The sequence below is a fragment of the Bacillus sp. FJAT-52991 genome (assembly GCF_037201805.1).
Taxonomy (GTDB): domain Bacteria; phylum Bacillota; class Bacilli; order Bacillales; family Domibacillaceae; genus Bacillus_CE; species Bacillus_CE kandeliae.
In genome coordinates, this window is the sequence record NZ_CP147404.1 from 1755132 (window position 1) to 1780618 (window position 25487).

The following is a 25487-nucleotide window of genomic DNA, read 5'->3' on the forward strand; positions in this document are numbered from 1 at the left end:
CCTTTCTCATTTCCATAGTTGGATTAAAATAGGTGATTCATTTGTTCTTGTTGCTTGTTTCGCATCTCGTCATAAATCTCTTCTACACGTTGTTCATGGATATACTCTTCCACGGTTTTTTCACGTTTTTTAATCGTGATAATGACAAAAATAAGATTGATCGTCATTCCTTCTCACCTCCTTTCAGCGAGCAATGAAAGCTTCTGCCTCGGAAGTATGTGAAAGCTGACCAGTTCCAGAACACGTGTCTGACGAAAATAGAATTGAAAGATAATTCTCACCTTTCTAATTATATCCAAACCGTCTTTAAAATGCTATTAATTTTTGAAAAAAATATAGAGAGAGGTTTTCCCTCTCTCTACATTACTTCGATAACTGTTTTTTTATGAATGATGGAGCCTCTTCTTTACTGATTTGTTCGAATATTGGAGACATATCATTTTTTCCATAATAAGCGATTGTGTAGGAGTCATTTTCTTCCCCTGTATTAGCAATCGGAAGTAATTTCTCAATTTGCCCCTTATCTTTTATTTTTATTTGGTTGATAGAAGGTTTCACTTGACCGTATTCATCAATAGAAGCATAAGGATCTTCGCTATTTAATGTTTCAAATACGACAGCATAGCCGATATCATGAGGCATTACTCTTGCCTGCTCTAATAATCCTTCTTCTTCAAGCCATTTCTCGACATCATGATAAACTTTTTTCCAAGGTACATATATGGCTTTCTCGTCGTCAAAATAAATAGAAATCGCACCCCAAACATTTGTATTCTTTGTCTTTATTAGATTTTCTTTCTTCATTTCTTCTTTTAGCAATGCGACCAGTTCGTTCATTTGTTTCGGATTTGTAAGTGTTAAGTGTTTGTTATAAAATAACTCCGACGAGAAATCAATACTATCAATATTGTTATTATCCATACTTAATAAAGGGTATTGATTATATTTAAATTCTTCTGAACCAGCTATTTCATTAAGCCATTGATCGTATTGATCGACAGGAACATTATATTCTCGGATGATTTTCTTTCCGTTATCTGTTTTATAAGAAAAGACGACGGGGGTAACGTCTTTTAACTGATAGGATTTGTTTTTAATTGCTTGCTGATGAAACTCAGTGATTTTCTTCACGTTCACTGGATCCTTGTAAAAATTTGAAGGCTGGATTTCATTTGTGCCTACAAGACCAACATGATTGGATCCATAGATTCCATCAGAAAAATAAGCTTCTTCTATTTTCGTGACATCTGGAATCTTATTTTCATATGTTCCATCTAAAGTATGAATGGACAGGCTTAATAACAGGATAGCTCCAATAAAAAATAAGTAACCTTTCCAATAGATGAATACTCTCGTTGTTTTTTCAACAATCATTCTAGCAGCAAAATAGCTTAAAAATGAGAAAGTAATTAGCCCAAATGCAATCCAAGGCAAAGTGTACTGGATGGTACTAAAGTACAGACCACCGAATAACATCGCCAAAAACGTACAGCTATAGACAAACAATGGACGCAGTTTCGGAAAAGCAAGGGCGAGTGTCGCTGTTTCAGTTGGCCGACGTTTATAGGCTATTAATGCGACAAGTAAGAATAGGATCGCAATGCCGCTATAAATGAGCCATTCCCACCATTGTAATGGAAGGTCAGTCGCAGAATAAATGCGAGAAAAAATGATAAAACGTTCGAGATTAAAAGTTAAATAGTATTCAGCAGAAAACCCATGAAGTAAAAATTTAAGGTTATAAACCGATAATATGATAAATCCACTTGGCAAAAGAAACAGGGCATATGTGAACAAGATTTGCATAATGGACATCCCTGTGAGCATCCCTGAGAAAATGGCTGCCGAATAAATGACGAAGTTCCAAAACAGCGTAAAGCCGATCCAAATCAATATCTCAGAAGCCGAGAAATAATTGATACCAATCATCCATTGACTCACAGTAAGGACTAAAGCCGTTGCTACAATCGGAATCATCATAAAAATGAATCCACATATCGTGTATTGATAAAATAAAGTCGATCGCGAAACTGGTAAACTATGCATAAAATCAGCAGCGGCTTTGACATGCAAATAACGGAAGGCAAAAATAGCAAAGGCGACCGGAGCTGTTATAATCAGCATCGTTTGCATATCAGTTGATAATTGAAATACGGATGAAAGGTCATTAATGAACGGCCCCTCGTCATTCGTATGCTTTATGATCAGCTGCAAAGGAACGATGAAAAATAGAGAAAGAAAGTAAAGCAAACTGAGCCAGCCTAATACTTTCGCCTTCTGTCTCCAAATGCCTTGATTAAAAAACAAAATTGTTGACACCATATCCTGCTTCCTCCATTTCGTATGAGAATATTTCCTCAAGAGTGATCGGCAGCACATCTAATAGCAATGGATCGAAGACAGAAACATCGGCATGAATTTTTTTCTCTTTTCCTTTGACGATGAAAATATGGATGCTGCCACGTTGATCGTGATGAATGATATTGATTTTATCCAAAAATTGCGAAGGGATCTCTCCTCGAAAAGCGACTTGGATTTTGTGTAAATTACTTTTTAATTCATCCAGTTCTCTCTCTAACAAAACAGTCCCTTGATGTAAAATAGCTACATGATCACAAATATCTTCAAGCTCCCGTAAATTATGAGAAGAAATAAGAATTGTCATATTCCTCTCTGCCACATCCTCCATTAACAGCTGCTTAATTTTCTTTCTCATGACAAGATCTAATCCATCTAAAGGTTCATCTAATAGTAAATAATCCGGCATGCAGCATAAAGCGAACCAAAAAGCGGCCTGGCGTTGCTTTCCTTTTGATAATTGATGTAGCCTTACATGTAAAGGAAGGTCAAAAACGTTTCCTAATTGTTCAAAGCGATGCTGATTCCATTTTTGATACACTTGCTGATAAAAATAGGCCATTTGCTTAATCGTATATTGAGCAAAAAAGTAAGGGATATCGGGTAGAAATAAAACTTCCTGCTTTAATTCTGGATGATTAGCTACTTCCTGACCATTCACACATACTTTTCCGCTATCTGGATCAATAATGCCTGCTATGGCTTTTAACAACGTGGTCTTCCCTGCCCCGTTTGACCCAAGTAATCCGAAAACAGAGCCTTTTGCCACGGTTAAATTTACTTGAGCTAAAGCCTTTGAATGTCTAAAGACTTTTGTCAAATCACGAACTTTAATCAAAGCTCTTCCCTCCTTTTATGCTCTGTTCCGCTTTCTCTGCTAATTCCGTTATTTCTTTTTTACTAATTCCTAAATATAATGCTTCGGAAATTAAGGCTAATAATTCATTTTTCAATTGCTTCACCCTCTGTTCATTCCCAGTATTTTTTTGAGCTTTAACGAAGTTTCCTTTTCCAGGAAGAGAATAAATAAATCCTTCCCGTTCTAACTCTCTATATGCCTTTTGAATGGTATTCGGATTAATCGCTAGGTCACCTGCTAGTTGTCGAACAGAAGGAAGCTGTTCATCTGGTTGAAAAACATTGTGCATAATCATTTCCTTTATTTTCTCTGTCAGCTGTTCATAGATAGGTTTCCGACTTTTAATATCAAGAACAATCACACTCAAATACCTCCTTTCACTGTATCAACTGTATTAATTTAAATAATACACTTAATACAGTTTGTTTTTCAATCCTTTTTTTGATTCAGGTGGAAAACTTTGAGAAAGATTGGTCGTTATTTTTCTTATTCTTTTGTCAGAGGAAGAACAGAAACTGCAACGAATTGCTGAATGTGTATTTACAAGGATAAGGAAAACGCACCCTACCGAGGAAGTATCTTTAAAAGCATAAAAAGCCCCGAATCATGGACTTTTATTAGCATCCAAGATTCGGGGAGCGATTTACTTACTAGGTTTAGGCAACTTTTTATTTTCTGTGCATATACTTTTTCAGCATTGTTTTTGTCTCTAAATCGGCAAAGCAGGCTTCGACACTATTCAAATAAATTTGTTTATAATCTTCAAAACTAATATTAAATTCCTTGAATACAATATTACATTCATTTGCCATATTTGTAGCTGATACCGTTCTGTTATCCGTATTAATTGTTACTTTTATTCCATCCTTATGAAAATGATAGATCGGATGTTCATGATAATTGTTTACCGCTTTTGTTTGAACGTTACTTGTCGGACACATTTCAAGCACAACTTGTTGTTTCCTAACTATTCTGTATGCTTCATCGCAATCCTTAATAAATACTCCATGTCCTATTCTTTCAGCACCTAAAAGTTCAATGGCTTCTAGTACATTTTTACCTATGCCCGTTTCACCAGCATGAATCGTTACTCGATAGCCATATTCTTTAGCTAATTTTATAGGTTCTATGAACTTTTCACAAAATCCTTCCTCTTCAGAAGCGCATAAATCTATAGCAACGACGCCCTTTCCTAGGAATTTAGCTCCCCTTTCTACTACATCAAAGGCACTCTCTACAGACATCGTTCTCATACATGAGAGTATTATATTTCCTTTTATATCGTATTTATTTTCTGCTTTCTTCATTCCATCTAAAACACTTTGTATGATTTCTTCTACATCCAAGCCTCTCTGAGTGTGAAGTAAAGGAGCAAATCTAACCTCCATATATTTCACATTTTCCTTTGCAGCATCTTCAAAAAGCTCAAAGGAAATTCTTCTTAGGCTCTCTTTTGACTGCATGACTAAATTAGGAATTGCAAATTTTTCTAAATATTCATCAAGAGATTCACATTCTAATGGCGCCGTGATTTCTCTCTGGATCTCTTCAATATTATAAGATGGTATATTAATGTCCTCTCTCTTTGCTATGTCAATTATTGTTTCAGATCTAAGACTTCCATCTAAATGACAATGAAGTTCGATTTTAGGCAACTCTACAAAATTCATAACTTCCTCCTAGTTTTATGTTAGTTGAAAAATAAAAACAAAAAAATTCCTGATCACAGAGAAAATACAAGTACATGTACCTTCTCCGTAATCAGGAATTATTGGTTCCTGGTAGAAACCTCCAAACCATATTATTGGAGTTATACGAAAAAATTTTTTAATCGATTTTGTAAAAGGATAATTGAATTTATTTATATTGTCAAGTAGGGGAATGTCATTTAACGAATGTCCAGATTCCCTAAACTCATTTAAGTATTTCCCCCCTACATGACAAAGCCCCCCCATATTACGGGGAAGGTAAAGACGTCAATATTGATCATTTCTTAAACGATCAATATTCTATCTTCTACACAAAACGTGATTATTCTGATGAGCGTACAATATCCGCTTTTTTATCTCTTTCCTTATTTTTCTTAACATTAAAGAACATATGTAGCCAGTGCTCTCTGGACATCAAAAATGCTGTCGTCCTTTCTAAACTGTTTGGCAATAGGGTTCTCATTTCCGGAAATCCAAATTAATAATTCCGCCTCTAAGTCAAAAGTTCCTGCTGTTTCTACGCTAAAATGAGTGATGCTTCGATACGGTATAGAGAGATATTCTATTTTCTTTCCTGTTACGCCTTGCTTATCAATTAATAGTAAACGTTTGTTACTAAAAACGATTAAATCACGCAAAATTTCAAATGCTACTTCAATTTTTTCTCCCTCAGCCACGATGAGTTCCAACGTCTTCTCTACCGTTTTAATATCCGCTTCCGTAGCATTGCCAATTAGACCATCAAATAATCCCATGTTTTCCTCCCGATGTTTAAGTTTAATAAACGTCTTCTAATGCTTTTCGAAGCAATCCCATGCTTCGATCAAGATCCGTCTTTACCTGTTTTTTATACAGCTTTGCTTTTTCATAGTCGGCAAATTGATAAATGACTACTTCTTTGTATTTCGCCCCTTCTTGCAGCTTTTTATGTCTTTTTAGTATCCCATCATCGATTAACTCATGCAGCGAACGATAAATTTCCGAATGATTCGGTTCATAGCCGTACTGTTTAAATGTTGCTTTTAATTCATCCATCGCCTGCATGCCATATAAACGATTTTCTTCGACAAACTTAATCATAAATAACTTTAAAAAGGCCCGCTGTTTAATTAGAAATTTCCCTTCACCTCTTGGCATCATATTCACCTCTTGATCCTTTATTTGCTTGTATATCCACTTATATTTTATTTTAGCAAATTTATTGGTATAGAACGAATGTTTTATTTTTATTTGAATTTTGCACATAATGTTATATTAAAATAAACAGGCACCTATTTATAGATACCTGTTACGTTTGCAAATATGGTTTTGTTTTCTGGATGATCATTTGAACAGCTTTCGCGTTTGTTGCGTACATTTTTTTCGTTTTTGGGCAGTCTGTCGCAAGGGCAAATGATTCCATATCCGCGACAAATTTCTTCAAATTGGCTAGCAATAATGGTCGTTCTTGAGGAGCAGCTGGTTGAAGAAGATCATCGAATAAATCTACATGTAACTCTCCATAAGCATTAATCTGGCCAATAAATACATTTTCAAGCGATACACCTGCTGTTTCAAGCTGCTCATTTAACCATTCTTTCGTTTTGCCGCTCTCCGCTAGCGCATCGTGTAGCAACCGGCCATCCATAATGATCGTATGAGGTTCTTTTTCATTGATTGGTGTGAGTTGTAAGTCACTTCTTGTGAGTGGACGTTTATCTTTCTTTAATAAAGCATTTAAGCTACCATCTTGTTCTAGGACGGCATATTCTACATCAGCAATGGAAAAAATATCTTTCTTCCGCAGTAACGATAATAACTCGTCGATTGTATATTTTTCTTTCTTCAAATTATCTTCTAATACTTTGCCATCTTTAATAAATATCGTCGACTTCCCGTCAATGACACCTCTGATCGATTTACTTTTTAATGCTAAATATCCGGCAAGTAATGGAATAAGCCCCCAAACAATAATAGCGATGAGCCCATCGACGACCGATCGCTCTCTAACCGTTGAAACTTCAGCTGCAATGCTACCGATTGTAATCCCTGTGATATATTCAAAAAACGATAATTGGGAAATTTGCCTTTTCCCAATGATTTTTGTAATAACAAATAAGACAACGAGAAATGAAATGGATCGAAGGGCAACATCTAACCATTGGGGCAAGGAAATCACTCCTTTTCTTAAAATCCTTGATATTGTGGTTCATGATTTTCAAGTTCATAAATGCGTTTATTCATTTGTTCAATTACTTCATGAAGAGACATCATGCTTTCATGAAAGATCTCCTTCGCTGTCGGATCATCTGACATAAGTGCTAATTTGCTAAATACAGCCTCTGCATGTTTAAGACCAGCTGTGCAAGTCTTCACATCGGATGCAATGGTCATTTCCAAGCTCCTTTACTGTATATATTCGATTGAAACGGCATGAGCGATACAGGGAATGGACTCATTTTGTTGGAAAGAAAGCGGAGAAAGTAAAGCTCCAGTTGCAACTAATAGCATCCTTTTGACTTCGCCCTTTTTCATCCGCTTTAACAAATGACCATAACCGACAACGGCTGAGCATCCAGCCCCACTTCCTCCTGAAAATACTGGTTGAGAATCTTTATAAATCATTAAACCGCAATCTTGAAATTGTTGATCAGTAATTGGAATCCCGCGTTCTGTCAGCATCTCAAATGCAATACTTCGCCCAATGGACCCTAAATCTCCTGTGACAATTAAATCATAGTAAGACGGATCCAGCTTTAGTGATGTCAGATGAGCGATAATCGTATCAACGGCTGCAGGGGCCATTGCTCCTCCCATATTAAAAGGGTCAGTTAATCCCATATCGACTACTTTGCCGATAGTGGCTGAAACAATAGCAGGACCATCGCCTTCTTGAGCAATCACTGCCGCCCCTGCTCCAGTAATCGTCCATTGTGCAGTTGGAGGCTTTTGTCCGCCATATTCGGTTGGATAGCGAAACTGCTTTTCAACCGCAGCATTATGACTTGATGCCGCTGTTAAAACATAATTCGCTCCTTTGTTGTTCACAATGAAGGAACTTAAAGCTAGTCCCTCCATAGAGGTGGAACAGGCACCAAATAACCCCATATAGGGAATACCTAATGCTCGGGCACCAAAGCTTGTAGGGGTAATTTGGTTGATTAAATCTCCCCCAAGAAAAAATTCAATATCTTCTTTTTTTAAATTACTTTTTTCCATTGCACGAAAGCAAGCTTCTTCAAGTAGCTTACGATGGGCTTTCTCATAGCTTTCTTGCCCAATCCATAAGTCTCCATGAAGAATATCGAAGTCATCCGCTATTTTTCCATTGCTCTCAAAAGGACCGCCAACAACACCAGTTGATAAGATGACAGGTTTATTGGAAAAGATCCATGTTCGCTGCCTTTCCACGCTTTCACCTCCCATTTAATTTGAATTTAGCACATATTGTTTTATGATTTATTTATTTTTTATATTGCGGTTCTTCTTGCTCTACTTCTTGAATGCGAGGTTCTAGCGTATCAATAATGGCTTGCGTTTGAGTGGCTGTTGTTTGATACAACTGCTTTGCTTGTTGATTGTCTGTTGCAAGACTAAAGCTTTCTAAGCTGGCTTGGGCACTTTTTAATCCTGCTAACGTCGTTTTCAAATCATTAATAACGGTCATCTGTGGTACCTCCCTTTAGTTGAATTCTTTACTAGCATGAGCTATTTTTAAAAAAATATTTTTGGGAATTGTTGTTAATAAACTGAAATTTACAAATTATTTCTTTATTCTGTATGTTAAAATGATGAATAGTAACTACATGCATAGGGGGAAGATTCATCATGGCGTTTCATCTTGCTAAAAGAATGGAAGCATTTGGTCCATCTATTTTTAGTGAACTAAAAGCTTATAAATTAAAAAAACAAGCAGAAGGAAAAAAAATCATCGACTTAAGCTTAGGCAGCCCTGATTTGCCACCCGCTCCTTTTGTAAGAGAGCAGCTTGCCGCTCTTGCAGCTGAGCCGGATCAATACGGCTACACTTTATCAGGTACGCAAGAGTTTTATCAGGCGGTTGCAAACTATTACCAACGTGCGCATGGAGTGGAGATTGACGCTTCAACAGAAATCGTTCATGCGATGGGCTCTCAAGAAGGTCTCGTTCATTTGCCGCTCGTCTTTGCGGATCCTGGTGACATCATTCTTGTAACAGATCCGGGTTATCCTGCCTATGAAGCGGGATTAGCTGTCGCAGGGGCCGAGCCGTATTATATGCCACTTTTGAAAGAAAATCATTTTTTGCCTGATTTAAAAGCTATTCCTGTCGACATCGCCAACAAAGCACGGATGATGATTTTAAATTATCCTGGTAACCCTGTTCCGGGGCTAGCTACCGAGCAGTTTTTTAGTGAAGTGATCGAATTTGCCAGAAAGCATCATATTGTCGTCTTACATGATGCGGCTTATTCAGAATTTTATTTCGATCATCAAACGCCTCTCAGCTTTCTAGCTGTTCCAGGCGCAAAAGACGTTGGAATGGAAATTAACTCTTTATCAAAAAGCTTTAGCTTAGCCGGTGCTAGAATTGCTTATATTGCAGGCAATAAAGATATGATTCAAAAAGCGGCTCAATTGAAATCTAATTTAGACTATGGAGTGTTTGCTCCGGTTCAAGCAGCTGGAATAGCAGCTCTCGACCACGCGGAGGAAATCGGCCAGTTCGTTCGAACAACTTATGAAAGTCGTCGCAATGTGTTTATTGCAGCGCTAGAGAAAATTGGTTGGAGGGTGGACAAACCATCTGGCGGCATGTTCATCTGGGCAAAGATTCCTGATGGCTGGACGTCAAAAGAATTTTGTTTTGCCTGCATTGACGAAGCTGGAGTTGTCATGGTTCCTGGACCGGCATTCGGACAAAACGGCGAAGGTTACGTCCGAATCGCCCTCGTTCATTCGGAAGAAATCTTAAAAGAAGCGGCTGAAAAGTTACAATCCGTGATTGAGGTTCCTAGGCTTCTATAACTAAAATGGCTGCCTTCATGATAGTTAGATTATGAAGGCAGCCACACCTATTTTCAGCGATAAAAATTAATCTGTGGGCAAGCAGAGTAACGAGCCAAATAAGTGGCTATTTTCTTTCCTATGGCTTATATATATAATAGGATATGTGTGTGTGTGTTTGGATTATAAAGTAGAGATTATGCTTAGTGAATAATGAGGGGTTATATGAAAGAAACTGCGAAAATAAAATCTTTAAAATTGTCAACTTTCCAGCTAATTGTTGTACTTTACTTCATAGGGGCACTATTATCTACTGGGTTATTACTTCTTCCTATCGCGCATAAGCCGGGTGTTGAATTAGCCTTTATCGATGCCTTATTTGTAGCTGTTAGTGCACTTAGTGTAACCGGGTTATCCCCTGTTGGAACAGTCGAGACATTTAGTACAGTTGGCTATTTCTTTATTCTCTTTATTTTGCAAGTCGGCGGTATCGGTATTATGACACTCAGTTCGATTATTTGGCTACTAGTCGGAAAACGAATTGGTATGCGTGAGCGACAACTAATTATGGCGGATCAAAATCGGACTGATTTATCTGGACTTGTCAAATTAATGAGAGAAATCTTTTTGCTCATTCTTAGCATTGAGGCAATAGGTGCCCTCATTTTAGGGACTTATTTCTTGCAATACTATCCAACAGCGTCAGAGGCTTTTCTTCATGGAATATTCGCATCGATCAGCGCAACAACCAATGGAGGATTTGATATTACAGGCCAATCCCTTATTGTTTATCAAGATGATTATTTTGTCCAGTTCATTAATATGGTATTAATCGTTCTTGGAGCGATCGGCTTCCCTGTATTAGTTGAAGTGAAAGATTATTTAACGTATCGAGGCACCCATAAATTCCGTTTCTCACTTTTTACGAAGCTAACAACAACGGTTTATGCTGCATTAGCTATTTTTGGCGCCATCGGTATTTACCTGCTAGACCGATATCACTTCTTTGCGGATAAATCTTGGCATGAGTCATTGTTTTATGCTACTTTCCAGTCAATTGCAGCTAGAAGTGCTGGATTAACCACTCTTGATTTAAATGAATTTTCGACAGCTACCTTGCTGTTTATTTCAACATTAATGTTTATCGGGGCCTCCCCAAGCAGTGTAGGTGGCGGATTGAGAACAACTACCTTTGCCATTGCCATGCTAAGTGTTTACTTTTTTGCTCGCGGTAAAAACACGATAAAGATTTTCAATCGAGAAGTTCATCCAATTGATATTCAACGCTCTTTTGTCGTCATAACGACTGGATTTTTCATTTGGGGCGGGTCGATCATTCTTCTTTCGTTTTTAGAGCCTAGCTTACCTATTGTGAAAGTCGTCTTTGAAGTATCCTCCGCCTTTGGAACTACTGGATCTTCATTAGGAATCACTGCAGACTTAGGTACACCAGCCAAGCTATTATTAATTTCTTTAATGTTTATCGGTCGAATCGGGCTGTTTTCGTTACTATTCGTCATTCGTGGCCGTGAAATTAAAGAATCTTATCATTATCCGAAAGAACGGATTTTAATAGGTTAAAAACAAATGTACATAAAAAACAAGTGCAGCTCATCATGATGACTTGCACTTGTTTTTTAATATAATAATGGAAAAAGCCAAGGTAAAATCATCGACGTAATAATCCCAGCAAACCCCATCGCTGCTCCTGAAACCGCTCCTTGTATAGGCCCTTCAGCCACCGCTTGTGACGTTCCGATTCCATGAGCGACTGTTCCGATCGATAACCCTCTTGAAAACGGATCGGTTATTTTCATCACATTTAACAGCAATGGTCCAAAAAGGGCTCCAAACATCCCAGCTACCATCACAAAAGCGGCTGAAAGAGCGGGGTCACCACCGATCACTTTCGCAACTTCGATAGCAACGGGCGTAGTGACAGCCTTAGTCGCTGCTGTGGCAGCAATCGTTTTTGATAAACCGAATGCTTTCACAAGCCAGACCGCTGAAGCAATCGTCGAGATGGTTCCAATTGTCAAGCCAATAAAAGCCGGAAGGAGTCGGGACATGAGCACCGCTCGGTTATGATAAAGTGGAACCGCCAATGCAACGGTTGCCGGTCCCAGTAAATATGTCATTATGTCTTTTGCCGGTGTGTACTCCTCATACGATATCCCACTGAGTAGCAAAATGACAATGATCATCGCCGTACTCAAAAATACAGGAGCCGTAAATGGTGATGGAAAACGGAAGGACAATTTTCTTGATAGCCAATAAACAGCGACCGTCAAGAAAATACTAAACAATGTGATGCTGTTCATGACTGGCCTCCTTCCTTTTACTTTTTTCCGATAAAACTTGAGTGACTGCCCCAGTTATCACTAGACCAATCACTGAACTACCAAAAATGACAACAGCGAGTACCGCACCACTAGTTTTAATCAAACCACCATACATCATCAAGCCAACGGCAATAGGGACAAAAAAGAAAGAAAGATGCTTATTTAAAAAAGAAGCTCCCCTTTCAATCCAATGGATATTGATCACGTTGGTCATGAGAAGAATAAAAAGTACCATCATCCCAAATACATTTCCAGGAATAGGTATGTTTAAAAAATCAGTCACCCAATAGCTTGTTTCATTAATAAGCCATAATAAAGCAATTTGAAGAATAAACGTCACTCCATCTCTCATAGCTGCACCTCTTTCTTACCGAAATCATGGCGACCTTTTTTATCATTTTTCATTAATGGAGTAGCTATTTAACGTTGGAGGTGCTTGTAAATGACTTGGTCTGGCAGCTGTGAACACTTGAAGGTCATTCCATGGAGATTCAACGATCATTCCTCGATGCTGATTGTAACAGGAATCCTTTAGTTCATTGATTTCATAAATAGGTGCCATACAACAATCGGTTTGTTGACTAAAGAGAACCCAATCATCAAATGACCTTGATTGAAATAATTGACATACTTCTTTATACACTTGGTTTCCCTTTTCTGCTTTTTCAAAATGATGCGGAAGCCATTCTTGCTTTTGCACAGCATCGCAAAAGTTCGACCAAAACTGGGGCTCGAGGGCTGCTAAACTAATAAACCGCTGATCTTTCGTTTCATAAATATGATAGGAAATCAGATTCCCATCTAGCTCCGGTACCCCATTCCCTTGTGGATACTGCATATGAGTCGTTAATAAACTCATCACCGCATCTGTAATCGCCAAATCAATATAGCTTCCCTGTCCATCTCTTTCTCTTTTTAATAAGGCGGCGATAATCGCTTCAGAAGCAGCTAGTCCGCCAATTAAATCAGCAAAAGTGAGCGTTGGATGCACAGGACGTCCACTTTCATCCTTCATTTGTGACAGCATTCCACTTAAAGCCATGTAATTTAAATCATGACTTCCAAGCGTGCTAAGCTCCCCTGTTTGACCGTATCCAGTAAGAGAACAATAAACGAGACTAGTGTGCAAATGTCTCAACTCTTCATAGCCCAATCCAAGACTAGCCATTACTCCAGGCCGAAAACTTTCTACCACTACATCTGCCGAATGAATGAGATCCATGACCTTTTGTTGATCTGTTTTATTTTTTAAATCAAATGCTAGACTCTCCTTATTGCGATTGTTCCCTTGAAACACTTTCCCATCCGATAACGCACGAGCTGGCTCTCCTTTAGGTCGCTCTATTTTTATCACCTCTGCACCTAAGTCTCTTAATCGAAGAGTGGCATATGGTCCAGGAAGATATTGAGTGAAATCCAATACTTTTATTCCGCTAAGCATGTTTCTTCCCCCCCTATTCTGATAAAAAAGAAGCTGTCCTATAGATAAGAGACCTCACTCAGAAGAAGCGGAGGACCATCAAATCGAGGACAGCTGAACTCTGAAGATCGGTGTATATTTTACCTCAACAATATTTATCCCGCATTAACGGGCTGTAAACGCCCGATCCGTTCAACTAACAATCAGTGGGGGGTGAAGAAAGCCCCCACTGATTGAAGTTTCACTTTATAAATAGGGTCCCTTCATATTGGATCACCTATTGGTCAAATTTATTTGTCCAGCTCTGCCTCCTACACACTCGACTTCGCTTTTCTATTATGGAAACAACGGTTAGGAAGATGATGATTAATTAACGAATCGCCCCGTCTTTCCTTGCTCTTCCCAGTAGTCATTTCGAAGGTGGATTTTTTGTATTTTACCAGACGCTGTTTTTGGTAACTCATCGACAAATGTCACGCCTGTAATCGCTTTAAAGTGAGCTAAGTGATTTCTTGAAAATTGGATTAAATCCTTCTCACTTAATTCGGCAGCCGACCGTTTAACAACAAATGCATGCGGTGTTTCCCCCCATTTTTCATGAGGAACGGCAATGACTGCTGCTTCTAACACATCCGGATGCTCATATAGTACTCCTTCTACCTCTATGGAAGAGATATTTTCGCCACCACTAATGATAATGTCCTTTTTACGGTCGACGATATCTATATGACCATGCTCATCTACTGTGCCCATATCACCTGTATGAAGCCAGCCACTTCTTAATGCTTGCATCGTTGCTTCTTCGTTTTTCCAATATCCCTTCATCACACCATTACTGCGTACGATTACTTCTCCAATTGACCCTCCATCTTTAGCGACCTCTTCCCCATGTTCATCCACTACTTTTACTTGGCTGCCAATCATCGCATAACCAGCTTTTGCTTTCATGCGATATTGATCCTTTAACGGTAAATCTACAAATGGTGAACGGATGGAAGAAAATAAGCTTAATGGAGAAGATTCTGTCATGCCATACACTTGAATAAACTCCCAACCTAATTCTTTCTCAACGCGGGCAACAAAGGATGGTGGTGGAGCGGATCCCGCGATAACGACACGAACATTCTTTTCGATTGGCGGAACATTTTCTTCATAATGTTGTAATAGGCTATTTAATACAGTTGGCGCCATGTTCATCACCGTTACTTTATGATTGACTACTGCATCAAAAATAGCTGACGGACTTATTTTTCTGAGACAAATATGAGTAGCCCCGTTTGCTGTATAGTAGAATGGAGACCCCCATCCATTGACGTGAAACATCGGCAAAATATGTAAGTAAATATCTCTGTCTGATACGCGAAGAGCATGCATCGAAGACATAGCGTGTAAATAATTATTTCGATGAGTGAGCATTACCCCTTTTGGATTTCCTGTTGTACCGCTTGTATATAAAAGGCTTGCTACATCGTCTTCTTCAAGTTCGACACGATCAAAAGTAAGCTCAGAGAAACGACTAAGCCAATGGTCATAATCGATTTCATTTGTTTCAATGTCTTTATAATGCACAACAATATGTTCGACCGTTGTTAATTGATCTTTGATTTCCTCTACTAGCGGATATAAATCTTGATCAACAAATAGAATTTTTGATTCGCTATGATTTAAAATAAATAAATAGTCATTTGGTTTTAAACGAATGTTTAATGGAACCATAATCGCTCCCACTTGATAGATTCCATAAAACCCCTCTAACATCTCCAATGAGTTAGGAGCGAGATATGCTACTTTATCCCCTTTTTGTACACCTAAGTCGACTAAACCTCTTGATAATTGATTGACACGAGCGTTTAATTGATTGTATGTAAATTGACGATCTTCAGAAATAACAGCGGTTTTTTCCCCGTAATATGTGACAGCACGATCTAAAAATTGCGTTAATATTAATGGCACATTCATTTCCCATCCCCCTATGACTCTTGTGAATTTTTAAAATATTCTAATAAGTAAATAGTATCATGAGGTTGAGCAAGCGTTCAATAGATTTCTGCAAATTTTGAAGAAAATTCCCAATTTATAAAGTGAAACTTCAATCAGTGGGGGCTTTCTTCATCCCCCACTGATTGTTAGTTGAACAGATCGGGCATTTACGGGCTGTTGATCCCCCATCTACACGGCTACGCTCCTTCTGCCATGTTGAGGTGGGGGCCTTACAGCCCGTTAATGCGGGATAAAAAAAGGACTGACCGATGGCATAGTGATAAGCCGCTTCAGTCAGTCCTCTATAATTAAACTAGTTGTTCTTGTTTTTTATCAGCAAATTCGACTTCAAATCCCATCTCTTCAATCATTCGATGGTCCGCTGTCGTTTCTTGACCAGCTGTTGTTAAATAATCGCCGACGAAAATGGAATTCGCTGCATATAATCCTAATGGTTGCAATGACCCTAAGTTCACTTCGCGTCCTCCGGAAATTCGGATTTCTTTCGTTGGATTAATAAATCGGAATAAGCAAAGTACTTTTAAGCAATAGCGCGGATTGAGTTCATCTGTTCCTTCAAGAGGCGTTCCGTCAATGGCATGCAAGAAATTGACAGGGATCGAATCTGCATCTAATACTTTTAAGCTACGCGCCATCGTCACTACATCTTCTTTTGCCTCTCTCATTCCAACAATTACACCGGAACACGGGGAAATGCCTTGCTCTTTTACTTTCTCAATTGTTTCTACGCGATCATCATATGTATGAGTTGTCGTAATTTGCTCATGATGATTCTTCGACGTATTAATATTATGGTTATAACGGTCGACACCCGCTTCTTTTAATTTTTCCGCTTGACCAGGCTTTAATAATCCAAGGCAAGCACAAATTTTTAATTGATACTTGTCTTTAATCTCTTTTACCGCTTCTGTTACATTGTCTAGTTCTTTATCACTTGGTCCGCGACCGCTAGCCACGATACAATAAGTGCCTGCACTTAAATCATAAGCTTGCTTCGCTCCTTTAAGAATCGACTCTTTATCCATCATGCGATATCTTTCGATTGGTGCCGATGAACGAGTCGACTGAGAACAGTAGCCGCAGTTTTCCGGACATATACCAGACTTTGTGTTGATGATCATATTTAACTTCACTTTGTTGCCATAGTAATGATGACGAATTTTATAAGTAGCATTTACTAATCCAAGCAATTCATCATCTGGACAATTTAAAATCGAAAGCGCTTCCGCATCTCCAATTTCTTGTCCCTCAAGAACTACATCCGCTAATTCATCCCATTTTGTCATTAGATAACTCCCCTTCTCTTTATTTCCACACTTCATAAAAACTTCTATACTAAAGATAAGAGAAAAAGGGGTATTAAGTCAACTTATTTTAAATTTAAGTTTACAAAAATATTATCTGTTTATATGACAAAAAAGGCCATCTCTATTGAAATGACCTCTTTTGCGCCTTATGTATGCGACTAAAATGACAACTGTTCCTGCTTCACCAATAAATAATAATTAACGGGTTCATCTTTCGTTTTAATGAGCTTAACCGCTGTGTACCCTGCATCAAATAATTGGTTGAACAGCTTGCGATAAGTCTTCTTCCACTGCAGTGCTGCTTGTGGATGAGTTTGTCTGATTTGTTGGAAGTTTTTCGGAACAGGTACTAACCATTTCTCTCCCTCTAGCTGAATATTTATTTCATCAATAGAGAGTATACCATCCGCATTCAATCCCCAAGAGGCTGCCATTTCCGCCCCTTCCTCGCTCCATTGATTCGGTTGATCTAAGTAGTCTTCTGTAATATGCCATTCAATCTGGAATCGGTCTGTCGGCATCCCTTCGCTAAAACTGTCAGGCATATCACCATAGCAATCTTCAATATACGTTCGACAAATTCCATTTAATTTAGATAAATTTAAATAGCCATTTACACTTTCTAATGGATCATATGTCCACGTAATTAACGAATAGCCTAATTTGATTGCTTCTTGTCGTTGAACCTTTTTCAAAGCATCCCCTATTCCTTGCTTTTGATAGTCGGGATGAATCCCTAAATTGTGTGAGCACAAATAACTATGGCCATCACGAAAGCCAGCAAAGCTGTAACTAAACCCTATTAATTGATCCCCTTGAAACGCTCCTAATGCTAGCCCGCCATTTTTATGAGCAATCATCGTTTGATTTTCTGGAATCGGTTCAATCCCCCAGATCAATCTTTCAAGGTCAGCCATTTGTTTAAAATCTTCATATGTTTCAAATAAACGAATTGTGTATGTATGAGACATTTTCTTCTCCCCCTCGCTGTTGAACTCTTCATTATTATATAAAAAACAAGCAGGAGACTGCTAGTATTTTTTGAGTTTTGAATGTTTGAACTCACCGGCATTTTAGGATATACTTTTTTTAGTCTTATAAGCAATTTGCTTGTTGTTAAGGTAAATAGGAGGAACTATCTTGAAAAAATCATCTATTTTCGTTTCTTTAATGGTCGCCACGGTATTTATTTTATCAGGCTGCCAAAGTGCTGAACAGGAAGGGGCCTTTTTTCATGATTATTTAGTGAACCCTTTTGTACAGCTTATTCATACGCTAGGTCAATTTTTAGGTAATTATGGATTCGCTATTATTGTAATTACTTTAGCCGTGCGTTTAATTTTATTACCACTCATGCTGAATTCAAGTAAAAAGCAGCAAATCATGAGAGAAAAGATGGAAGTCGTTAAGCCAGAAATGGAAAAGATTCAAAAACGACTAAAAGAGGCAAAATCTCAAGAGGAACAGCGAAAAATTCAGCAAGAAATGATGCAGTTGTATCAACAGCATAATATTAATCCATTTGCCATGGGTTGTTTACCTATCTTCATACAAATGCCGATCTGGATGGGATTATATTATGCCATCCGTATTTCAGAAGATATTCAAGCAGCTAATTTCTTATGGTTTAAATTAGGTGAACCGGATATTGCCATGGCGTTAATTGCTGGAATCATGTACTTCTTCCAATTCAAAGTGTCTATGATCAATGTACCTGAACAACAAAAACAGCAAATGAAATTCATTGGCCTGTTGTCACCAATCATGATCTTAGTCATATCTTTTTCTACTCCTGCCGCCCTACCACTTTATTGGGCAGTCAGTGGACTATTCCTCGTTGGACAAACATGGTTAAGTAAGAAATGGTATTCTACACATCCAGTTACAGAAGGTACTAAACAAAAGTAGGGAGCTAACAAAGCTCCCTGTTTTTTTTATTTGTCATAAAGTGAAACTTCAATCAGTGGGGGTTTTCTCCATCCCCCACTGATTGTTAGTTGAACGGATCGGGCGTTTATCCCTCACCTACATGCCTGCGCTTCTTCTGCCATGTTGAGGTGGGGGTCTTAAAGCCCGTTAATGCGGGATAAATTAAGGCTATATACCCAATATTTCTATCTTCCCGACGGATATTCTTCTAAAAAATTTCTTATTTTATTAAATTTTTACAATAGAAGCCTTGTCTTTTATATTTCTTTTAGTACAATTACCTTCAATAAGACTTTTTACTTATAAAAATAGGTAAGGTTATCACTTTATCTATTTATTGGTTTTTAGGAGGTATTTTATGCTAAAGAGGATGAGACCAAGAGCAACAAGTTCTATTCTCGCCCAGTTTGGAACGGATTCCACGATTGAAGGGCGTTTTCACCAAACACTGGCTTACAATCATTTCAACGAAGCAGATTTTTTCAGAATGGAAGAAATCTATGAAAAATTAGCTTCTTTAGAAACAGAGATGCTGGAATTATTTCAAAAGTACTTGACGAATTGCCGTGAACCACATTCAAAAGAAATTCCACAACAGGAAATCATCAACTATATCCGTCAGTTCTTTACACAAAAGCGTGATGTTAACTATGTTACAAATGCAGTATCCTTTTTCTATTTGCTAAGAAATAGCCATTATAGTTTAGGGAAATTAATTGTGATGTTTAATCAATTTAACTTTTATGTGATTACCAATACACTTCACTTCCTTGGATTGAAACCATCGACTTGTATTACGTATATGCACTCCATCCAAAAAGCCGTCAACATTGATCAAGAATTGCTAACTGAATGTTTTTCAGAACAAATGATGGAGCAAGTGATCGAAGAGATCGGCCAATTAATGGATGAAACAACGAAAATCATGTTTATTAAAGATTTAGTTCAACTGCTCGATGACCAAAATGCACAAGTGCAAACTTCAACCGTCGCAACGGATGAAATGAGAGCATCCATTAATGCAGTCGCCGAGTCCGCTTCTACTGTGTCCGAAAGAACAGGCGTTTTAGTTGATAGAACTAACTATAGTCATCAAGTGATTTCTGAGGCTTTGGATGAAATCTTTCATACAGAAACAACGTTTTCAGAAATTGTTGATAAGTTTGCTCGTCTTCAATCGTATGTATCCACAATTGAAAGTGTTGTGCAATTAATTAATGATATTGCGGATCAAACAAATTTACTCGCGCTAAATGCATCAATTGAAGCCGCTCGTGCAGGAGAACATGGGAAAGGCTTTGCGATCGTCGCACAGGAAGTACGTAAATTGGCAGAAAATACGGTTCATTCCTTGCAAAAGGTCAATGAAAATGTGACAAATTTAAAGTCGTTTTCACAAGATGTGTCGGTGTCTATCGGTGATACAGCCTTCGTTATTAAAAAAGCCGTGTCTGAAGCAAAAGACTCTTTGCCATTGTTAACAGAAATTGTTGAAACAATAAGTGACATTAACGAAGACATTAACAGCACAGCAGCCGTAACAGAGGAACAAGCGGCTACAATGGATGAGATGTCCGATAAAATGCAACAGATCGCCATCCTAACGGACAAAATACGTTCTTTAGGGAACGATACAGGTGCTGCGATCCACGGACTTGGAAAGCAAATGAATAACTTCCGTTCAAATATTATTGAAAAGAATACAATAGTTTTGTCAACCAATGCTTTATTAATGCTCTCTAAAACGGATCATTACATTTGGAAATGGAGAATCTATAACATGTTTCTCGGCTTAGAGGATATCAATCCTCAAGAAGTTTCTTCTCATATGGACTGCCGACTTGGAAAATGGTATTATGATCCACAAACCCAACAGCGTTTTAATCGACTTGAAAGCTATAAAAAGCTAGAATCTGTCCATAAAACTGTGCATGAACAGGCGAAAGAAGCAGCAATTTACTTCCAACAAAATCAACTGCCACAAGCAGAAGAGGCGTTAGTACGATTAGACGTGGCTTCTAATCAAGTTGTTGGGTATATTGATGACATTTTATCTTCATTGCCAAAGAAATAACTAGTGAGCGGAAGCCTTGTGGTTTCTGCTTTTTATTTGACATATATTTCACGTTCACTTTAAAGTAAAAGAGAAAGGTATTTATTCGTAAAAAAATGCGACAAAATGAAACTTTTTTAGTTACTTATACGTAGAACAAGTAAAATCCTAAATGGAGTGAATCATATGAGAAACGCCAATTTTATTCTATGGCGTGCATTGGTAGCGACTCCTATCGCTGCAGGCTGGGGAGCACTTGCTTTCTATCAGTGGGGCTTTTCTCCCCTCATTACTAGCATCACTAGCTTCACATTAGGAGCTGTCCTTTTCTATAGCTTAGGACGCTTAGCCAATGCACGTCTGTACAAAAAATACGGACTCGCTAGAAAAGAATATTACTTTATCCTTGATAACTTAAAAGAAGCAAAGGAAAAGTTAAGTCGACTGCAAAAAGGGTTTATTAAAGTCCGAAGCATTAACTCTTTTAAGCAGATGATTGAACTAAATCGGTTAGTGCGACGAATTTTTTCCATCGTGAAGAAGGAACCGCAACGCTTTTATGAAGCCGAAGCCTTTTTCTACTCTCATCTTGATTCAGTGGTAGAACTTTCTGAGAAATATGCCGCTTTAAATAGTCATCGAATGAAAAATGAATCCGTCAAGCAATCACTGATTGAAACACAAGAAACGTTAAATGATTTAACAAAGATATTGGAAAATGATTTACATCAAGTACTAGCGAAAGACATCGAGCATTTGTCCTTCGAGCTCGATGTAGCCAAGCACTCGTTAAAAAAACGAAATCTGATCGATCCTAACGACAAAAGGAGATTGTAATCATGACAAACGAAGCAAAAGAAAACCAACCAACTATTTATAAAGATCCTGTCAATGAACTTGATGATTTGCTTTCTAGCCCTTTCGGTGATAGTTTAGCACAATCTACTGTCTCCTCCACTCCAACGAATGCACAAGTGGAAAAGAAACTCATTGATGTACTACCAGAAGAGCATCGACAAAAAGCGAAAGAACTCGCTAAACAAATTGATCCAACGAATCACCAAGCGATTATTAGCTATGGTACTTCTGCTCAGTCTAAGCTATCTGGCTTCTCTCATTCCATGCTAGATCATGTGCAGCAAAAAGACATCGGAAGCGTCGGGGATATTTTAAATGATTTAATGAAGAGGCTACAAGAAGTCAATCCGGATGAATTGCATCCAGAAAAGAAAAATATGTTTAGCCGGCTATTTAACCGAGTATCAGGCTCAATCCAAGAAGTTTTGTCTAAATATCAAAAGGTCGGCAGCCAAATTGACCGCATCAGTATTAAATTAGATCATTCTAAACAGCTATTGCTGGAAGATATCGTTATGCTTGAGCAGTTGTATGATAAAAATAAAGAATATTTCCAAGCGCTGAATATTTTTATCGCTGCTGGAGAACTGAAGCTAGAAGAATTGCAAACGGAAACGATTCCTGCTCTTCGTCAAAAAGCGGAACAATCTGGTGACCAAATGGCGTATCAAGACGTCAATGATATGGTGCAATTTGCAGATCGCTTAGAAAAGCGACTCCATGATTTGAAATTAAGCCGTCAAATCACGATTCAAAGTGCCCCACAAATTCGAATGATTCAAAACATGAATCAAGCATTAGCCGAAAAAATTCAGTCATCCATTTTGACGGCGATTCCGTTGTGGAAAAACCAAATCGCGATCGCATTAACGCTCGTTCGTCAAAAGAAGGCGATGGAATCACAAAAACAAGTATCACAAACAACCAATGAATTATTATTAAAGAATGCTGAAATGCTGAAAACAAATACAATTGAAACCGCAAAAGAAAATGAACGCGGGCTTGTTGATATTGAAACATTAAAGAAAACGCAATCTAATTTAATCTCCACATTAGAAGAAACGATGCGTATTCAGCAAGAAGGTCGAACGAAGCGAAAGCAAGCTGAACAAGAACTATCCGCGATGGAAAATGAATTAAAGCAAAAGTTATTACATTTAAAATAAAGGCGATGTTAATTTAAAGAAAACGAAAACAATCAAAGTTAACATCATTGTTTAACAAAGCCAAAATAAAAAAACGGTGGGCAGCCCACCGTTTTTTTATTTTCTTTCCCGAAAATAGCTAATCATCCATCCTACAATCCCACCAACAATAGCAGGAAGGACCCACCCTAATCCAGATGAAAAGAATGGCACCCAAGAAATCGCTTGATATAACGCATCTATTTTAAGCCCAAATGCCGTTAATCCATCATTTAAGCTAAAGATAGCGGTCATAGTGATCGCTCCCACATACAAGCCTCTAGAATGGCTGACGAATCTTGCAACAAATGATAAAAGCACTAACACGATCGCAAACGGATAAATCATAACTAACACAGGACCCGATATATTAATAATTTGAGTAAGACCTAAATTAGCAATAGCAAAACTAATCACAATTAAGAGCCGTACAAAATTTTTATAAGAGATCGCTGGCCATCGTTCGTTAAAATATTGGGCACAAGCGGAGGTTAAACCGATACAAGTCGTTAAACAAGCTAAAGCAACGATCGTTCCAAGCAACACTTGCCCTCCATCACCGAATAACATGTAGGCAGCCTCCGTTAAAATGGCTCCTCCATTATCATAGTCGCCTGTCAGCGTCATTTTCGTGCCAATCCAACCGATGGAAATATAAACTGTTGCTAAACCAATCCCAGCAATGACTCCGGCAGTAATTGTTGCCTTTACTTGACTAGCCTGATCGGTTACCCCTCGATCAGCAAATGCCGTAATCACGACAATACCAAACGCTAACGCTGCGATTGTATCCATCGTCAAGTATCCCTCTATAAAACCGGTGATAAATGGAGACTCGGCATACTTGCTTGTTGGAGCGGTAAGCGGAGCATCTAACTTGAAAAATGCTGCCACACATAAAGCGGCAATTGACAGCAGCAAAGCAGGTGTTAGCCACTGACCAACGCGATCCACAAGCTTCGATGGATTTAAACTGAGCAAATAGACGACCAGAAAGAAAATGGCCATAAATATAAAGAGTGATCCTTTACCAGACTCAGCTAAAAATGGTTGTGCCCCCATTTCATACGCTACACTCGCCCCTCTTGGGATACCGAAAAAAGGACCAATCGCTAAATAAACAATGACAGCGAAAATAGATCCAAATAGCGGATGCACACGACTCCCAATGGAAGCGACACCACCTTTAGTAAAAGAAATGGCTATCACTGCAAGGACAGGCAAGCTAACCCCTGTTATGACAAAGCCAATAATCGCTGGCCAAAAAGAGCGACCAGCTTCCATTCCTAAAAAAGGAGGGAATATTAAGTTTCCTGCTCCAAAGAAAAGGGCGAAAAGCATAAGCCCTGTAAACAGTATATCTTTTTTCTTCATTATGATCTCCTCTCAAGTTGTCAACAATTAATCAGATGATCTGATTTGTATTTTTTACTGACTTTACACCCATTTTCATTCAAGGCTAATCTCGAATAATATTCTACGCAATTCGACGAAAACTGTCAATTGAATTTTTAGAATTTTTAATTATTAAAAAGATAATAACTCAATTGCGATTATTCTATTTATTCCGAAAAAATAATCATAAAGAAAAGGAAAATCTCCTGTAACTTTGAAATAAAGTGAAACTTCAATCAGTGGGGGGGTCTTCATCACCCACTGATTGTTAGTTGAACGGATCGGGCGTTTACGGGCTGTTGATTCCCCACCTACATGCCTACGCTTCTTCTAGAGATCTTACAGCCCGTTAATGCGGGATAAAATTTGATCAGTCGCAGGAGCTTTCATTTTATGTTCAATCAAAATACACCATTTTGAAAAAGACGGCTCAAAATGGTGTATTTACTTACAGTAATTTTATAAAAAAGTTTAATTATTTCTGTTTGTTCTTTTCCTTGAGCCATTCTTTGTATTCGGGTTCAATATATTCGTCCGTTTTTACAACGGTCCAATGATTATTTTTAAGCTTTAGCGATATCTCTATTAAAAGCTCCCCTCCTGACTCATCGAAATCATTCCTCAAATAACCAATGCCACCATGAACAAGAACAATTACCTCTTCGTCGTTTATTGTTTTTACTTTCATTCGATCATGACTTTCAATACTGTAATTGGCATCTATCAATTTAAAGCTTTTATTTAAGGATTCAACCTCATCTTTCTCTACATTGATCCCCTTCTTTAAATCATAATTATTCTTTAAATCTGGATACTGATTCCACAAAAGATTAATATCGTTGTTTACCACTGCTTGTGTTCTATAATACATATACTTCATTATAGGCTTTGTATATTTCACCCAATCAGATGGTTCTGGTTCAATAAAACCTTCTACATCCTTTTTTGTATCCTGGCTTTCTGTTTTCGTTGCATTTGGTTGACATCCTAATAAGGAAAATACAATAACAACAATGAAACTTCTAAAAAGATATTTCTTCATACTCTACCCCATATATCCCCATTTCACCTAACTGTTGTTAAAAACTAAAGAGCCTGATTTATATA

The 25487-nt window shown here is 38.0% G+C and carries 25 protein-coding genes and 1 riboswitch; of the genes, 6 read left to right on the forward strand and 19 right to left on the reverse strand.

Annotated features, from left to right (window positions below; genetic code table 11):
* Nucleotides 1-23: 23 nt before the first annotated feature.
* From WDJ61_RS08930 to WDJ61_RS08980, 11 genes are all read right to left on the reverse strand, one after another.
* A complete protein-coding gene (locus WDJ61_RS08930) occupies nucleotides 24-167 on the reverse strand; it encodes a YrzI family small protein (RefSeq protein ID WP_338754557.1) in 144 nt (47 codons plus the stop codon).
* Between the two features lie 196 nt (nucleotides 168-363).
* Nucleotides 364-2322, reverse strand: a complete 1959-nt coding sequence (locus WDJ61_RS08935) for a DUF6449 domain-containing protein (protein WP_338754558.1) — start codon at nucleotides 2320-2322, stop codon at nucleotides 364-366.
* Complete coding sequence (locus tag WDJ61_RS08940) at nucleotides 2297-3196, reverse strand: ABC transporter ATP-binding protein (RefSeq protein ID WP_338754560.1); 900 nt, start codon at nucleotides 3194-3196, stop codon at nucleotides 2297-2299. The genes WDJ61_RS08935 and WDJ61_RS08940 overlap by 26 nt, the downstream gene beginning before the upstream one ends.
* Nucleotides 3189-3578, reverse strand: coding sequence for a GntR family transcriptional regulator (locus WDJ61_RS08945; protein WP_338754562.1), 390 nt, complete (start codon nucleotides 3576-3578; stop codon nucleotides 3189-3191). The genes WDJ61_RS08940 and WDJ61_RS08945 overlap by 8 nt, the downstream gene beginning before the upstream one ends.
* Nucleotides 3579-3885: 307 nt before the next feature.
* Nucleotides 3886-4887, reverse strand: coding sequence for an adenosine deaminase (gene add / locus WDJ61_RS08950; RefSeq protein WP_338754564.1), 1002 nt, complete (start codon nucleotides 4885-4887; stop codon nucleotides 3886-3888).
* A gap of 68 nt (nucleotides 4888-4955) precedes the next feature.
* Nucleotides 4956-5055: riboswitch (purine riboswitch) on the reverse strand.
* Between the two features lie 251 nt (nucleotides 5056-5306).
* The gene (locus WDJ61_RS08955) at nucleotides 5307-5681 is read right to left on the reverse strand and encodes a PH domain-containing protein (protein WP_338754565.1); all 375 of its coding nucleotides are present in this window, start codon (nucleotides 5679-5681) and stop codon (nucleotides 5307-5309) included.
* A gap of 22 nt (nucleotides 5682-5703) precedes the next feature.
* Entirely contained in the window at nucleotides 5704-6063 is a 360-nt protein-coding gene (locus tag WDJ61_RS08960) for a Replication termination protein (RefSeq protein WP_338754750.1), read from the reverse strand.
* Between the two features lie 151 nt (nucleotides 6064-6214).
* Complete coding sequence (locus WDJ61_RS08965; protein ID WP_338754566.1) at nucleotides 6215-7075, reverse strand: DUF421 domain-containing protein; 861 nt, start codon at nucleotides 7073-7075, stop codon at nucleotides 6215-6217.
* Between the two features lie 17 nt (nucleotides 7076-7092).
* A complete protein-coding gene (locus WDJ61_RS08970; RefSeq protein WP_338754567.1) occupies nucleotides 7093-7299 on the reverse strand; it encodes a DUF1657 domain-containing protein in 207 nt (68 codons plus the stop codon).
* 12 nt (nucleotides 7300-7311) lie between these two features.
* Entirely contained in the window at nucleotides 7312-8331 is a 1020-nt protein-coding gene (gene spoVAD, locus WDJ61_RS08975) for a stage V sporulation protein AD (RefSeq protein ID WP_338754569.1), read from the reverse strand.
* A 37-nt stretch (nucleotides 8332-8368) separates the two neighbouring features.
* Nucleotides 8369-8572, reverse strand: coding sequence for a DUF1657 domain-containing protein (locus tag WDJ61_RS08980; protein ID WP_338754570.1), 204 nt, complete (start codon nucleotides 8570-8572; stop codon nucleotides 8369-8371).
* Between the two features lie 161 nt (nucleotides 8573-8733).
* On the opposite strand from WDJ61_RS08980, the gene WDJ61_RS08985 reads away from it, so the two are divergent.
* Together WDJ61_RS08985 and WDJ61_RS08990 are read left to right on the forward strand one after the other, a co-directional pair.
* Nucleotides 8734-9912, forward strand: coding sequence for an LL-diaminopimelate aminotransferase (locus tag WDJ61_RS08985; RefSeq protein ID WP_338754571.1), 1179 nt, complete (start codon nucleotides 8734-8736; stop codon nucleotides 9910-9912).
* A 204-nt stretch (nucleotides 9913-10116) separates the two neighbouring features.
* Nucleotides 10117-11472, forward strand: a complete 1356-nt coding sequence (locus WDJ61_RS08990) for a TrkH family potassium uptake protein (RefSeq protein ID WP_338754572.1) — start codon at nucleotides 10117-10119, stop codon at nucleotides 11470-11472.
* A gap of 56 nt (nucleotides 11473-11528) precedes the next feature.
* Here WDJ61_RS08990 and WDJ61_RS08995 read toward each other — a convergent pair whose 3' ends face one another.
* The 6 genes from WDJ61_RS08995 to WDJ61_RS09020 form a co-directional block, all read right to left on the reverse strand.
* Nucleotides 11529-12212, reverse strand: coding sequence for an LrgB family protein (locus WDJ61_RS08995; protein WP_338754573.1), 684 nt, complete (start codon nucleotides 12210-12212; stop codon nucleotides 11529-11531).
* Nucleotides 12190-12585 (reverse strand): CidA/LrgA family protein, encoded by a 396-nt coding sequence (locus WDJ61_RS09000; protein ID WP_338754574.1) that lies wholly within the window; start codon nucleotides 12583-12585, stop codon nucleotides 12190-12192. The genes WDJ61_RS08995 and WDJ61_RS09000 overlap by 23 nt, the downstream gene beginning before the upstream one ends.
* A 42-nt stretch (nucleotides 12586-12627) precedes the next feature.
* Complete coding sequence (locus WDJ61_RS09005) at nucleotides 12628-13674, reverse strand: CaiB/BaiF CoA-transferase family protein (RefSeq protein WP_338754576.1); 1047 nt, start codon at nucleotides 13672-13674, stop codon at nucleotides 12628-12630.
* Between the two features lie 345 nt (nucleotides 13675-14019).
* A complete protein-coding gene (locus WDJ61_RS09010; protein WP_338754577.1) occupies nucleotides 14020-15612 on the reverse strand; it encodes a long-chain-fatty-acid--CoA ligase in 1593 nt (530 codons plus the stop codon).
* 329 nt (nucleotides 15613-15941) lie between these two features.
* On the reverse strand, nucleotides 15942-16940 hold the full coding sequence (bioB, locus tag WDJ61_RS09015) for a biotin synthase BioB (protein ID WP_338754578.1): 999 nt from the start codon (nucleotides 16938-16940) through the stop codon (nucleotides 15942-15944).
* Nucleotides 16941-17119: 179 nt separating this feature from the next.
* Nucleotides 17120-17932 (reverse strand): GNAT family N-acetyltransferase, encoded by an 813-nt coding sequence (locus tag WDJ61_RS09020; protein ID WP_338754579.1) that lies wholly within the window; start codon nucleotides 17930-17932, stop codon nucleotides 17120-17122.
* Nucleotides 17933-18101: 169 nt separating this feature from the next.
* Here WDJ61_RS09020 and yidC point away from each other — a divergent pair, with 169 nt between their 5' ends.
* The 4 genes from yidC to WDJ61_RS09040 all read left to right on the forward strand — a co-directional run bounded on the left by yidC (nucleotide 18102) and on the right by WDJ61_RS09040 (nucleotide 22967).
* Nucleotides 18102-18869, forward strand: coding sequence for a membrane protein insertase YidC (gene yidC, locus WDJ61_RS09025; protein WP_413789072.1), 768 nt, complete (start codon nucleotides 18102-18104; stop codon nucleotides 18867-18869).
* A 379-nt stretch (nucleotides 18870-19248) separates the two neighbouring features.
* The gene (locus WDJ61_RS09030; RefSeq protein ID WP_338754580.1) at nucleotides 19249-20964 is read left to right on the forward strand and encodes a methyl-accepting chemotaxis protein; all 1716 of its coding nucleotides are present in this window, start codon (nucleotides 19249-19251) and stop codon (nucleotides 20962-20964) included.
* Nucleotides 20965-21129: 165 nt separating this feature from the next.
* On the forward strand, nucleotides 21130-21780 hold the full coding sequence (locus tag WDJ61_RS09035) for a 5-bromo-4-chloroindolyl phosphate hydrolysis family protein (RefSeq protein ID WP_338754581.1): 651 nt from the start codon (nucleotides 21130-21132) through the stop codon (nucleotides 21778-21780).
* A 2-nt stretch (nucleotides 21781-21782) separates the two neighbouring features.
* A complete protein-coding gene (locus WDJ61_RS09040; RefSeq protein ID WP_338754582.1) occupies nucleotides 21783-22967 on the forward strand; it encodes a toxic anion resistance protein in 1185 nt (394 codons plus the stop codon).
* A gap of 96 nt (nucleotides 22968-23063) precedes the next feature.
* On the opposite strand, the gene brnQ is transcribed toward WDJ61_RS09040, so the two are convergent.
* Together brnQ and WDJ61_RS09050 are read right to left on the reverse strand one after the other, a co-directional pair.
* A complete protein-coding gene (brnQ, locus tag WDJ61_RS09045) occupies nucleotides 23064-24359 on the reverse strand; it encodes a branched-chain amino acid transport system II carrier protein (protein WP_338754583.1) in 1296 nt (431 codons plus the stop codon).
* Nucleotides 24360-24855: 496 nt separating this feature from the next.
* Complete coding sequence (locus tag WDJ61_RS09050) at nucleotides 24856-25422, reverse strand: hypothetical protein (protein WP_338754584.1); 567 nt, start codon at nucleotides 25420-25422, stop codon at nucleotides 24856-24858.
* Nucleotides 25423-25487 lie beyond the last annotated feature (65 nt).